At 52.3% G+C, this 13,385-nt stretch carries 13 protein-coding genes; 9 read left to right on the top strand and 4 right to left on the bottom strand.

What is annotated here, in order from left to right:
• Positions 1–5 precede the first annotated feature (5 nt).
• Both ACR6HW_RS09010 and ACR6HW_RS09005 read right to left on the bottom strand, forming a co-directional pair.
• A complete protein-coding gene (locus ACR6HW_RS09010) occupies positions 6–1,019 on the bottom strand; it encodes an STM4014 family protein (protein ID WP_455730801.1) in 1,014 nt (337 codons plus the stop codon).
• A 5-nt stretch (positions 1,020–1,024) separates the two neighbouring features.
• A complete protein-coding gene (locus tag ACR6HW_RS09005; RefSeq protein ID WP_455730800.1) occupies positions 1,025–1,876 on the bottom strand; it encodes an STM4015 family protein in 852 nt (283 codons plus the stop codon).
• Positions 1,877–2,328: 452 nt separating this feature from the next.
• Between ACR6HW_RS09005 and ACR6HW_RS09000 the strand changes: the two genes are divergently transcribed.
• The 6 genes from ACR6HW_RS09000 (at position 2,329) to ACR6HW_RS08975 (ending at position 6,629) form a co-directional block, all read left to right on the top strand.
• Positions 2,329–3,039: a potassium channel family protein gene (locus ACR6HW_RS09000; RefSeq protein ID WP_455730799.1), complete on the top strand. Its 711-nt coding sequence runs from the start codon at positions 2,329–2,331 to the stop codon at positions 3,037–3,039.
• 280 nt (positions 3,040–3,319) lie between these two features.
• Entirely contained in the window at positions 3,320–3,784 is a 465-nt protein-coding gene (locus ACR6HW_RS08995) for a GNAT family N-acetyltransferase (RefSeq protein WP_455730798.1), read from the top strand.
• Between the two features lie 274 nt (positions 3,785–4,058).
• A complete protein-coding gene (locus ACR6HW_RS08990; protein WP_455730797.1) occupies positions 4,059–5,249 on the top strand; it encodes a GNAT family N-acetyltransferase in 1,191 nt (396 codons plus the stop codon).
• Positions 5,250–5,381: 132 nt separating this feature from the next.
• On the top strand, positions 5,382–5,975 hold the full coding sequence (locus ACR6HW_RS08985; RefSeq protein WP_455730796.1) for a class I SAM-dependent methyltransferase: 594 nt from the start codon (positions 5,382–5,384) through the stop codon (positions 5,973–5,975).
• A gap of 11 nt (positions 5,976–5,986) precedes the next feature.
• Positions 5,987–6,454, top strand: a complete 468-nt coding sequence (locus tag ACR6HW_RS08980; RefSeq protein ID WP_455730795.1) for an 8-oxo-dGTP diphosphatase — start codon at positions 5,987–5,989, stop codon at positions 6,452–6,454.
• Positions 6,420–6,629, top strand: a complete 210-nt coding sequence (locus tag ACR6HW_RS08975) for a hypothetical protein (protein WP_455730794.1) — start codon at positions 6,420–6,422, stop codon at positions 6,627–6,629. Before ACR6HW_RS08980 ends, ACR6HW_RS08975 begins: the two co-directional genes overlap by 35 nt.
• Before the next feature lie 52 nt (positions 6,630–6,681).
• On the opposite strand, the gene ACR6HW_RS08970 is transcribed toward ACR6HW_RS08975, so the two are convergent.
• A complete protein-coding gene (locus ACR6HW_RS08970; RefSeq protein WP_455730793.1) occupies positions 6,682–6,822 on the bottom strand; it encodes a hypothetical protein in 141 nt (46 codons plus the stop codon).
• Positions 6,823–6,834: 12 nt separating this feature from the next.
• Complete coding sequence (locus ACR6HW_RS08965; RefSeq protein WP_455730792.1) at positions 6,835–8,598, bottom strand: alpha-amylase family glycosyl hydrolase; 1,764 nt, start codon at positions 8,596–8,598, stop codon at positions 6,835–6,837.
• A gap of 229 nt (positions 8,599–8,827) precedes the next feature.
• Here ACR6HW_RS08965 and ACR6HW_RS08960 point away from each other — a divergent pair, with 229 nt between their 5' ends.
• The 3 genes from ACR6HW_RS08960 (at position 8,828) to ACR6HW_RS08950 (ending at position 13,377) form a co-directional block, all read left to right on the top strand.
• On the top strand, positions 8,828–9,445 hold the full coding sequence (locus ACR6HW_RS08960) for a TetR/AcrR family transcriptional regulator (RefSeq protein WP_455730791.1): 618 nt from the start codon (positions 8,828–8,830) through the stop codon (positions 9,443–9,445).
• Positions 9,446–9,754: 309 nt separating this feature from the next.
• A complete protein-coding gene (locus ACR6HW_RS08955; protein ID WP_455730790.1) occupies positions 9,755–10,423 on the top strand; it encodes an early set domain-containing protein in 669 nt (222 codons plus the stop codon).
• Between the two features lie 98 nt (positions 10,424–10,521).
• Entirely contained in the window at positions 10,522–13,377 is a 2,856-nt protein-coding gene (locus tag ACR6HW_RS08950; RefSeq protein ID WP_455730789.1) for a hypothetical protein, read from the top strand.
• Positions 13,378–13,385 lie beyond the last annotated feature (8 nt).

Raw genomic sequence — 13,385 nt, 5'->3', positions numbered from 1 at the left:
AAGTGTCACCTTCCGTATGGCTGCCGCATCCCCTGAATTTGTCGGGTGTAGATGCGGTTGTCGTTGTAAATGTCCTTGTATATGAGATCGCCTTGAGCATTGATTTCAATGACAGACGCTTTTTTCGTTTTGGGGTTGTAGATTAAGTCGATGCCCGCGCTGTTGAGGCCGCTGAAACAGCCGACCGCTCTATGGCAGAGTGCTTCAATCACCGAGATGTCCGCCGCTTCGTACGCGAGGGCTTCAAGGTCGATGGCGCCGTTGTTCAGGTGCAAATTGGTAATCGGAGACGACTTGGCGCCGCGTGCAACGAGAAAATCCAGGCGGCCGAACTGGAACACGGCCCTGAGGTCATAGGTCATCCCCGCCGGTGTGCTGGGCTTTGGCTGCCAGCGTTCCACGAGATGCGGCGTTTGAAGGGCGTGCTCAACAAACCGGTCGACGGTGCTGCGATCGGTTATTTTTCTGAGGTGCTTGGTGTTGTGAAAGCGCCCGTCTCGGTAAGCCAGCGCGGTGTAGAGCACGGCGTCTCGGGTCTTGGGGTGTACGCGGTATGCGAGGACGCCTGCGGCGCCGGAGCCGAACTGCGGTTTGATGAAAACGGCAGTCATGCGCTTGGCGCAGAGCCTATCGTCGAGCGCGCGTGCAGAATTGATGCCGCTGGTTTCGATGACAGGAGCTGTGGGAATGCCGTTTTGACGGAGGACTGTTTTGCAATGTTTTTTATCTAGGACATCTAAGATGGCCTGTGGTGTATTTAAGTAGTGATATGGTCTTTCGCCAAGTGCCTGCAAGTAGCTTTTGTAGCGTGCAACATGGGCGTCTAGAGCGCCGAAGGCGCTCGTGCCCACCGTGGGCGGGTCTATTTTTATAAACCCGCTTTTGGGGACAGGATGACCGACGTCTTCGGGGAAGCACCACATATCGATGTGCTCGAGGCGGATGTCCTGAGCACGGCACGCCTTTTCAAAGTATTGGCGGCGTTTGCTTTCGGGTTCGCCGATGAGGTAGAGGGTCATGGCAGTTATTCGGTGAGCATCGGGTAATTGCCGTACGCTTCGTCGTTTTCATTTTGATCGTCGAGGTTGACGGGAATGCCGAGGCCTTTAAGCTGTGCCATCATGTCGTCGCTCATGTAGTGGTGGTGCAGGTCGAGCTTCAGAAGGTGCTTGAGTTTGTCGGCGTTTTGAACGAGGGCGGCGCCGCCTTTATCGCTCAACGTGCCGTTTGAGAAATCGAGAACTTTCAGTTGGCTGAGGAGCGGACTCTCGAGCACGACGTCAACCACTTCGTCTTGCATCGCACTGTTGCCAAGGCCGAGACTGGTGAGTGCTTCAAAGCTCTTGTTTTCGAGGAGCGCTTTGATGTCTTCGAGATCGCCGTCAAAGCCGTAGTCTTCAACGCCTAAGTAAAGGTTGAGTTTTTTAAGATTTGGCAGGTCGGCATTTGCAATGCCGGTGAGTGCCTCTGCCGGTAAGCCGCCGCAGATAATTTCTAGGATTTCGAGGTTGGGATGGCTGATGTCGCCTAGGACGAGTTCTGCTGACCCCTTGATGGTGAGACGCTTGAGGTTTGGCAGCGCTTTGAGGAAGGCGTCGTATCGACCTTGGATTATCCAAGACACTTCGCATTCTTCGTAGGTCATATCGCCGATGAAGAAGTGCTCAATGTGGCTGAACTTCTCGCTGTTTTCGGCAATTTTGTCGAGCAGTGGCTGGACGCTGTCGTCGTAGCATTCGCCCCAGCAACCGACAATGATTTCGCTCAGTGTAGGCAGTTCCGCATCGTTTAAAATTTCTTCTGCAAGGGTGTTGACGTCTTTGTCGCCGTCTTCGTAATCTTCATAGTCGTAAAAATATTTTTTTGATTTGCTCATATGCGTTCTCCTTACTTCATTCTATAAACAGAAAGTATGTTCTCTTTTTGAGATGTTTTATTATACCACAGAAGGGGCGCCTTTGGGGTGCTCTGTGATAAATTGGGACTTTGTACTTAAAGGGACGGTTCTTTTGTGCCGGAATCTCCTTGAATTTACCATTCGTTGAAGGTGTCGATGTCGCGGTTGTAAGGGGTTGACGTATAGAGGGGCGTGGTGAGTGTCGCCGAAGGTGCCTGTGTATTGGCTGTCGCGTGAGTTGAGGCATAGGTGGTGGGTGTTTTGAGGCGCAAATGGTCCGGCGAGCATTTTGAGGGGGTGCACTTGTTGGCAAGGGCTTGAGAGGGGAACATCCGGCACAAAAGAACCGTCCCCAATAGCTTATACACACGAGATGTGGTATTCTAAGACTGTAGAAGTCATTAAAATAATGTAATAACAAGGGAGGCGCGATGACTAAACGTTACCGCATTTTGGGACATGTGATCGACCTGTTGGCACTTATCATAGTCGCCAACTGGTTTTTGCGCTTTATTGGCGCCGGCGGCATCGGCCGCACCCTGAGCAACGTTCTCGACTTGGTTTTGATTGCCATACTGGCTATCGAGTACATTTATCGGCTGAAGACGAGCACACAGCGCAAGGTCTTCTTGAGAGAAAGCTGGCCGGAACTGATTTCGCTGGTGCCCTTCGTCCCGATATTCAGGGTCTTCAGGCTGTTTAAAATCATCAACAAATCGAGGGTAAAGGGCTTCGGGCGCTTTGTGCATAAGTTGCTGCGCAACAATGGGCTGTACTATGTAATCGGCGTCGTCGTTTTGCTGGCTGTTCTGGGGGGCGGCTTGCTCTACAAGGTAGAGCCACAAGGGGTCGAGAGTTATAAAGACGGCATTTGGCTCGCGTTTGTGACGATGACCACTGTCGGCTATGGCGATATTGTGCCGACGACACAGGAAGGGCGCCTGATTTCCATGCTTTTGATGATTGTGGGCATTGGCTTTTTAAGTGTATTGACGGGGTCGATTGCTTCGTTCTTCACAAAACATCGCACAGTTGAAAAAAACAAAAAGATCACCAAAGCGACATTGGATCTTTCAGACTTGAGCACAGATGAGGTTGAAAAGGTCAGGGCCTTTGTGGGCTATTTGAAAAGTACACGCTAAGCTAAAGGGGACGGTTCTTTTGTGCCAAAATCCCCATATATTTGCCATAAATGGAACTGTTGAATTATAAAATTTCAACACCTGTGGCAAGGAGGCGGCATTGACATTGCCTCATACCGCGGTGACCGATACCCGGCGTAACGGCACATCGAGCAAGGTCTCGACGCAGCGTCTTTGTGCCGTAGACTCCGCCTATCAGCCCAACGGTTGTGCGGAAAATGGAAAAATATAGTGAGATCCGGCACAAAAGAACCGTCCCCTCAAGTACATGGGAGGTCATATGATCGTAAAACGACTGGAAGTACAACACATGAACACAGATGATAAACTGTTGAGGCGCCTTGCCTATTGGCACAATTTGACGCCAAAGCAATGGACAAAGGCACATCGCGTCACAGACGAGATGATAACCGAGGTGGCAGAAAGACTTGTACAGATGGCACCTAGCAACCTTTATCTCGCTGTCGCTGAGAATCACAAAGGGGAGATGATGGGTTTCATCTGGGCGGAGAAGTTGCCGGATCAACCAAGCAGCGTTCTCATAATGTCGCTTTATGTGGCAGACAGTTATCGGCGCAAAGGCGTGGCAACCGGCTTAAAAGAAATGCTAGAAGCTTGGTGTCGCTCCGAAGGGGCCAAAGAGTTACGCACAACCGTCCATTACAGCAACAAAAAAATGATTCGTCTCAATGAGAAAATGGGGTATTCCCCCGGTATGGTAATAATGTCAAAGTCGATGGGTTAAAGGGGACGGTTCTTTTGTGCCAAAATCCCCATATATTTACCATAAATGGAATCGGAAAAATGTGAAATTTCAACACCTGTGGCAAAGAGGCGACTTTGATATGGCCTCAAGCCTCAGTGGAAAGTACCCGGCGTAATACCACATCGACCAAGGTCCCGACACAGTGCTTTTGCGCCGTAGACCCCGCCTATTAGCCCAACGGCTACACAGTAAATGGAAAAATATAGTGAAATCCGGCACAAAAGAACCGTCCCCCCTTGAAAGGAGAGTGACCATGTGGCAAAATGAGCTCATCGAAGCCATCACCTGTTTTGTATTTAAAGAAGACCCGCTGGACACCGCCACCGCCTATGACATCGCGTTCATCCCCGGCGGAACAGATCCTGAACTCGGCGAACACGCCGCGTCGCTCTACCGAATGGGGGTGGTGACGACCTTACTGCCTTCGGGCAAATACAGCATCAAAAACGGCCGTTTTGACGGCGTTAAGTCCAAGACGCATCTGTACGCCAAAGCATACCCCACCGAATGGGCCTTTCTAAAAGACGTCCTCATGCAAAACGGCGTCCCTGAACGCGCCATATTAAAAGAAGACATGTCGACATACACACAGGAGAACGCCGACTTTTCGAGACGGGTACTGGACGCGCAGGGCATCGCCGTAAAGCGCGCCGTCCTATGCTGTAAACCGCATCACGCCCGCCGCGCGTGGATGTATTATCAGATGGCCTTTCCGGAGGCGCACATTGACGTCAGCCCATGTGTCTATAACCGGGGCGGCGTGCGCATCGACCGGCACACATGGCATACGACACCGGAGGGCATCGAAAGAGTCCTCGGCGAACTTCAGCGCTGCGGGACACAGTTTACAGAGCGCTTTAAAGACGTATTGACCACAATAGAGACAAGGAGGGTTACAATGACACAAGGATCTACAGTAGAAGCAACACATACAGCTGCCGCCGCTACATACACGATTAGAACCGCCACCGAAGCCGATACAGCCGCCTATCTGAAAATGTTGGTCGCACTGGATGCCCAGACCTCGTTTATGTTGTTTGAACCGGGGGAGCGCACCCTCACAGAAGAACAGTTGAAAGCGCGGCTGACGCCGGCAGAAAGTGACGGTCTAAGGCTTGTCGTCGAAACAGACGGCGCCATCGTCGGTTTTTTAAGTGGGATGCGCGGCGCACAAAGACGCATTAGGCATAGCGCGTACATTGTGGTGGGGCTCTTGGACGGCCACCGGGGACGCGGTCTGGGGACTCGATTGTTTGAGGCGCTGGACACGTGGGCGGCGGCACATGGCATTGTGCGTCAAGAGCTCACCGTTATGGTACATAACGCCGCGGGCATTGCCCTATACGAGAAAATGGGGTACCGCCGCGAGGGCGTTAAGCGCAAGGCCGTCCTCATAGACGGCGTTTACTGGGACGAATACTACATGGGGAAAGCAATGGACTAGTGTGCGGGAACGTTCACAATTAAAAAACGGCTCATCTATGCCGCAAACAATCAGGTGAATGCGCCGGCGCAATGTGCTAAAATAGAAAAGACCCGTACAGCGGTACGGGAGAATACCCCATAAGGAGCAATTATGAGTCATTATTTTATACCGGACGACACATTGGCGTCTAAAATAGAAACTTTTCAGTACACCTTTGAAGGTGCGGCGTTTACCTTTGTCAGCGACAGCGGCTTGTTCTCAATGGGCCATGTGGATTACGCGTCGGACATTTTAATGCGGGAGATGCCGGCGCTAGAGGGGCGTTTGCTGGACCTCGGCTGCGGTTACGGGCCCATTGGCATCGTTCTCGGCAAGACCTACGGCCTCGACGTGACCTTTGCCGACGTCAACGAGCGGGCGCTTCAGTACACTGAAGAAAATTGCAAGCGCAACGGGTTTAGCGGTGCCATCGTGGCCTCGGATTGCTTTAACGGCATAGAGGGACAGTTTGACAGCATCGTCTTGAATCCGCCGATTCACGCGGGCAAACAGAAAATCTTTGAGATGTACGCAGGGGCGTATGCGCATTTGGTGCCAGGCGGCAAGTTTTTTATCGTCATACAGAAGAAGCACGGGGCCAACAGCAGCACAGTGGAGCTGGAGCGGTTGTTTGGCGAGGCGCAGGTTTCGACCCTGTACAAGAAGAAGGGGTTCTTTGTCCTGCAATGTACCCGCAGCACCTAAGGAGGTTTGAGATGGGCTATCAAACAGAAGCGTGTTTTGCCAACATGTGCATGGTGGTGGACGCCGACACCTCCAAGGTGCTCGTTCAGCACAGGGTGCATTCCAACTGGCAGGGGCTGACGTTTCCAGGGGGGAAACTCGAACCGGGAGAGGCGTTTGTAGACGCCGCTATACGGGAGGTTAAAGAGGAGACCGGACTTGCCGTCTCGAATCTCGAGTTTTGCGGCATTGTCCATTGGCACCACCGGACAACGGGGCGCAAATATATTGTGATGCTTTATAAGACCCATGTGTTTGAAGGCGCTTTACTGGATAACGCGCCGGAGGGCAAGGTGACGTGGATGGCGCTTGAAGACATGCGCAAGGGCACGATGACGCCGGGGATGGCCACTTACTTACGGCTGTTTACGGAGCCGGATGTCCACGAGGCTTTTGCCCCATGGGATGAAACAGATAACGGCGACTTTCAAGTGTTTTAGAGGGCTGAGCCCTCTGAAAAAGGAGGGACTATGTCGGCGTTTAGAGAATCGATGGCAGTGGGGCAACTGGATCAAATGGCTGTTGCTTTGCTTTATCACGTTAGGCATTTATTCGTTTTGGCTCAGCATTGCATTGGAGCGGTGGAAAGTCAAAAACACCGTCTTTGCCGATTAGCACAGTGTCACTCAAAAAATCGCCTGTCCTGTATGGAGGCGATTTTTTGCTTTTACCGTTTCAGCCGTTCGCAAAGTGTGCAGGCGAAGAGGGCGATAAAGATTATGACGAGGCCGAGAGCCGGGCGATAGAGGAAGGCGATGGCCACTGCGGCGGCACAAGCGATGGCGGGGAGAAGCTTTCTCGATGTCATAGGCATCACCGCCTATTCGGGAAATTCAATCAGCGCTAGGCCGTTTGCGTGTACATCGACGACGATGGCACCGTTTTTCACAGTGTAGAACCGCTGGGTGTACGCGTCTCGAAGGACGGTGCCGTCTTCGGCAAAATCGCCGACGTCCAGTGTGACGCGGCCCGAGTCGCCGAGGGCGACCACCACGCGGTTTTCAAAACCGTCACCTGTAAACGAACGGGTGAACACATAGGGCGATTCAGAGAGCACGACATGTGTTCCGGCACCGACGGCGAGGTTGCGCTTTCTAAAGGTACCGAGTTTTTGAAAGTGGGCGAGCACATCGGCGTGGGTCGTGTCCCAATTCATTTTAGACCGCGTGCCCATGGTGGCGTCACCGGAGACGGTAGCTGCCGGACGCGCTGTTTCGTCGCCGTAGAACAGTTGTACGGCACCTGGAAGGAGCAGGAGGAAGGTGCCCCCTTCAATGAGGCGATTCCTCGGGTAGAGGCTGGTGTCGTGTTGTGACAAGTAGCTGAGGACGTTGAAGGTGCTGTCGGCGTTGAGGGCTGCGGCGTAGTTTTTAAAGACAGCAGGCATTTTGTCGGGGTTGTAAGCGGGGCCGTCTTTGCGCTCCCCTTGGAAGGTGAAGTTGATTAGAGCATCGAAGCCGTTGTCGTAATAATAGTCTTTGGAAACGCCGTGCCCCCAGACTTCTCCGACGAAAAAGAAGGGGTCTGTAAAGTCGGCGGCGGGACTTTGGGGATTAGCGGCTCTATAGCGCTGTAGCGCTGCGTCGCACTGTGTTTTGAGGCTGTTCCATACGGATACGTCTACGTGTTTGGCGGTGTCGATGCGAAAGCCGTCGATGCCGAAAGTCTCCACCCATGCGGCGAGCCAGAGTTCGATGTAGCCTGCCGGCGAGAGGCCGCGGTCTGCTCTGAGGGCATCGGCACCGGGAAGTGCCCACGGGTCGTCAGGAGGTGCGGCCGCCCATTTGGTCTTTAGTATCGGCGGCAGACCCACAGATTCTGTGAGTTCGGTGCGCACGTCCGGCAGCCCCATTAAGTTTTGGGTGTAGACGTCGTTTCCCGGAGGGCTGTACCCGTCGAAGCCGGCTCTGACCCAAGGGCCCCACCAGTTGTCAAAAGCGTCCCAGTCGACGAAGTCCGTCCATTTGTTAAAGGTTTCTCCGGACTTGGGCGCGACGGTTTCGATAGCGGCGGTGGGAGCGCCGTAACCAAAGTCGACCATATCGGCGTAGTTGGGATAGCCCACGTGGTTTACGACCACGTCGAGCACGACTCGAATGCCCTGGGCGTGTGCGGTGTCGACAAATGTTTTAAAGGCTTCGACGGTGCCAAAATTTTGATCCATGGACGTCCAGTCGAGGGCGTAGTAGCCGTGAAAGCCGTAGTGGGCAAAGGCGCCGTCGCCACCGCCGATGTACCCGTGTATCTGTTCATAGGGGGCGGAAATCCACAGGACGTCCACACCGAGGGCCTCAAAATACCCTTCTTCGAGTTTTTGCGTCAGCCCTTCGATATCGCCGCCGTTAAAGGTGCCGGCGTCACTGCCGAGGGCATCCACTGTGGGGCGACCATAGGCGTTGTTGTTGGAGGGGTTGCCGTCGTAAAAGCGGTCGGTGATGGCAAAGTAGACGGTGGCGTTGTCATAGCTGAACTGGCCTTCGCCCGCTGTTTTGAAGTTTTCCACATAGGGCGCCTTTGTGCAGCTGACGAGTAAGAGGGCCGTTAAAAGAAAGCAGGCGGCGGTTTTCAAACGGTGTTTTTTCATGGCGTAGTCCTTTCTTGAGTTCTTGTGGCGTGGCGGCACACCGGGTATCCTCTGTTCAATAGGGTTTATACCCCGATGGCGACGCGTTAACGGTTCTTTTGTGCAGATAGAAAAGGGTTTTGGCAATGGACCTAAGGTGAAAAGGGGCAAACGGTTTGTCTGCGTGCTTAACAGACGGGTCTGTCCCCCCAAAATAGAGGTTTTTTAGAGGTTTTGAAAGGCGGTAGAGATGGCACTGGCACTTTTTTATGAGCTGAGCGCGGCGAAGCAGACGCGGATTTTAGAGGCGGCGCAGGCGGCTTTTGCGGCAAATGGCTACGAGGCGGCGTCGACGAACCAGATTATTAAGGCGGCGGGGATTGCCAAGGGCAGTTTGTTTAAGTATTTTAAGAACAAGGAAATGTTGTATCTGGATGTGGTGTTTCAGGCGATTGAGAGGATGACGGCGGATTTGACGGCGGTTTTTGAGGCGACTTCTGACGATGTGTTCGAACGTTTGGTGGCGTATTCGGAAGCGGAGTTCAGTTGGTATGTCGAGCATCCCGAGGCGTATGCGGTGATTCAGTCGGCGGTGGGGCATCGGGACGGTCCTTTCTATGATGTGATTATGGGGCGGTATGCGGCACAGAGCGCGGCGCTTTTTAAGGCGCTCCTCGACGGTGTGGACACGTCGGTGTTCAGGGCGGACCCAGAGGTGACATTGAACACGGTCCAGTGGTTTTTGAAGGGCTTTAACGAGGCGTTTGTGGCGACGATTGAAGATGTGGAGACCGCCAAAACGCGGTATGGTACTGCGTTACGCACGCATTTTGAGCTGCTCAAACAGGGGCTGTACAAACCGGATTAGTCGTTGGGGGCGGTGTGTCGGGAGGATCGAACCGTTTGGTGCCGCTGTGTTTGAGCCGTGTGCCCGAAGTGGCAGGTCGCGTGGCGTATGGGGTGTTGTAGAGGGGGTGTGAGACTTCTTTTCGCAGAAATTGAGTATCAAAATATAAAACTGTCGACGGCAATGTGACTAGGTCTACCGCCTTATTTTGTTGGTGCTACAGACTTGAATCCGTTTTAAACGCTGTATAATACGGTTAAATTCGCTATAATAATGAAATCAAATACAAGGATTACCGTAAACTTACAAAATTTAAAACGAGGTGATACAATGAATGTCTTACTCAAGTACGACGATCCGGCACAGGCCATTGAAACGGTTGCAGTAATCGGCGCATTTAACGACTACGATCCAGTGCGCGGCGCTATGCGTCAAGAAGCTGACGGGTGGCACTTTGCCTGTACGCTACCACAAGGAGAGTACCCGTATCGGTTTTTAATCAACGGTGAACTGGAGATGGTGGATCCGTACAACGGGCTACACGACATCGACAGCACAGATAAGCTTTGGTCGCTCTTACTCATTGACGCAAACGGCGACCGCCTTTTTAATGCGGTGCAACAATCGGTGACTGTCGCCGATTACAATTTGTCTCCGGTACTTTCAGAAGCTTCGGCACCCCTTCAGAAACACTACACGTATCAGAAGGACAAGCAAGTGGTAGCGTGCTTTACCTTTGAGAACATTGTGGGCATTCACGTGGCCACGGTGGCGTGGTACACACCGGATGGCAAACTACATAGTTACGCCGACAACGCTTTTTACGAGGAAAAACCTGATGCTACTGCAACGGTTTGGTTTTGGCTATCGACGGAAGAAGTGGCTAAAGGCAGTACGCCAGGTGCTTGGTCGCTGAGGTTGTTCCTAAACGGCCAATGGATGCTTGAAGATACCTTTACAATAGAAAAGACTTCGGGGCTCGTGTATCAGAGGGTTTAAGCCCCCCTTTCAATGTCAATAAGAGAGGGGCTGCACCGCTCTGTTTTGGCGGCGACAGACCTCTTTTAAATAAATCTGATTTTTACAGGAGGTTTTAAATGAGAATTCAAAGGCCATCGTATCGCGCCATCCCCAGCGGACGTACTCAGCGACGCAGTCAGCCCAAACGCTCGACGCCGTCTCGAACCCGCACACAATCGCGAATTACATCGAGACCTGCTACGCGGACGACGCGTACATCAAAGTCTTCGGCGTCTTCCCGCGTCAGGCAGGCGGTTCAGTCGGCGAAAAAGCATCTGACAAAAGCAAAACACGCTTCGTCCAAGGCCAGGGCAACTGTCAGTGCCAAGGTCAAATCAAAGGTTAACAGAGCGCCCTCATCGGTTACACGGCGCGTGGCAACAGCCAAAACCAGTACGCAGTCCAGTCGATCAGCGGCGGCACGTGCAGCTGTGGCGAGAAAACATCAAGCGGTTCCCTCGCCCTCGAAAAAAGCGACGTTCAGCATTGTCAAACAGGTGGCATCTAAAGCCAAACGGGTGGCGAGCAGTACGCGGAAATCACCACCTCGTGCACACAGCACGGCGCGCGTAACATCTGCTCAGATGGCCGCACAGCGGCGTCAAGCGAAAAAGAATGCAGCAAGAGTTGGAAGCGCTGTGAGCACGGTATCAAAGTTTGTCACGCAAAAGCTGAAAAAGGGCAGCGCCACGGCTTCGCTTGTATCAAAGCCGAAGCCTAGACCGTCTACAGGCCACACGACTTCCAGGCGTTCTCATGGTACGGCGCGCGTAACATCAGCTCAGATGGCCGCACAGCGGCGTCAAGCGAAAAAGAATGCGGCAAGAGTTGGAAGCGCTGTGAGCACAGTATCAAAGTTTGTCACACAAAAGCTGAAAAAGGGCAGCGCCACAGCTTTGCCTGTATCAAGGCCGAAGCCTAAACCTAGACCTTCTGCAGGTCACGCAACTTCCGGACACTCTCACAGTACAGGGCGCGTAACATCAGCTCAGATGGCTGCACAGCGGCGCTTAGCGAAAAAGAATGCGGCAAGAGTTGAAAGCGCTGTGAGCACGGTATCAAAGTTTGTCACGCAAAAGCTTAAAAAGGGCAGCGCCACAGCTTCGCCTGTGTCAAGACCGAAACCTAAACCTAAACCGTCTACAGGTCATGCGACTTCCGGACGCTCTCACGGTACAGGGCGCGTAACATCGGCTCAAGTCGTTGCACAGCGCCGCTTAGCAAAGCAGAATGCGGCAAAAGCTCAAAAAGCTATGGGACAGGTGTTTAATGCCGTTACCGAAAAGCTTAACCATAAGAGCGATCGGCCTGTGGTGACACCGACACAACGTCCACAAGCATCGGCGGCTCAGAGGCGAGGGGAAAAGCGCTTGCTGGCCCAGTCTAAGAACAGTTTGGCGAAAGCTGCCTACGTTGCCACACAGGTACTTAGCGGTAAACAGCCACCTGAACCGGTTGCTGAATCCAAACAAGACAACAGCGCAGATACGGCTTTAGAGCGTCTCTTTTCAAGAACTCAAAGGACACTTTTAAGAGGCGGTAGAGCGGTGACAGAGGCTGTGGTACAATTGGAAAGAAGACAGGTGTCGACGCGGCCGACCCCACAGCAAAAAGCGCGTGCCAAGGTGTTTGAGCCGGTGCTCTCAAAGCTTGTTCCATTTGCTCAAAAAATACATTCGGCGTATACAAAAAAGCAACGGCCCGTCTACAATGGACGTTATGGCAGAGCGGCTTTAGATGTGTACACCCAAAGTCTTTCACCTCTTAAGTCGCCACAAGTTATGAAACTTGAGGCTCAAAAAAAGGCGTGGCAAGAACAGGTGGTAGCTTTTTCCGAACCTTATTTTTCTGGCGGTAAAGGGACCGTTCGACTGTTTGGAAATGAGTTTAGATTAGATAAATACGACCATATGATTAAGGTCAATCGCACAGGTGAGACGCTGTTCCATATGGATGCGGCTTATGCAGAGAGTGGGGATCCGGCGATTATCCTCTATGACAAAGATCAGCTGAAGCAGGGCGTCTACACGGAGTCCGAAAAGGGCGGACTCAAAGTAGAAGAGGCGCCTGAAAAGAAGGGCTTTTTGGCGTCGGTAGTTGATAAAGTCGAATCGCATATAACACAAATGGCTTATGATTCAATGGATTTTTCGCAGGGGGTCGGTGATGCGATTTCAGAAACACTATTGGAGCAAGTTGTGGAGACAGGATCCTTTTTTCAAGCGGCGATTACGGTAAAACCTTACTCAGAAACGTATGAAAAGAACAGTGGTATCGTAGAGGGTAACAAAGAAAATCACAAGCTTATGGCAGAGGCGTCAGTAAGAGACCCACGGGTTTACGGTTTGGGACATCTCTATGGCAATGTAGCTATAATGACTAAAGGTGTTGTTGAAGTGATTCGTGGTGCAGGTACAGCTGTCGGTGGCGTTGCTTTAACAGGAGGCAGTTTAGTGGCTACCGGCGCTACTTACGGTGCAGCGGCACCGGCGGTAGCGGTGAGCTGGGGAGCGGTTGCAGCTGGCGGAGGTCTCATAGTCGATGGCGTGCTATCCGTCGGCAATGGGTATGAGAATTCAAAAGAGTCCATCCGGTTAATTCAGAATGCCGGTGGTGGTGGCCGGGGTGAGAGGACGAGTGATCTTGTATTCAAAGTTGGTTCAAAAGCAGATGCGCTTCAATCTCTGGAAGGACTACCTGATGATGTAGCAGCAAATGTTAAGCGGTTTATTAAGAAAAGTGGTAGTGGTTACACTGAGTATGCGGTTGAAATATTAGAAAACGGTAACTATCAAGTCAAGATGTTAAAACCAGGTGATGTCTCAGGGTATGCAGAATACTATAAGATTCTTGATCCTAGTGGTACTACCATAGAGACATTCAAAGACACGTTTGATAACTTTGGAAACCTTGTACACAGGAAATATAAGTAGGTGATGAG

This window comes from Fusibacter sp. JL298sf-3 (assembly GCF_053842995.1).
This window is presented reverse-complemented; position numbering and strand designations above follow the sequence as displayed.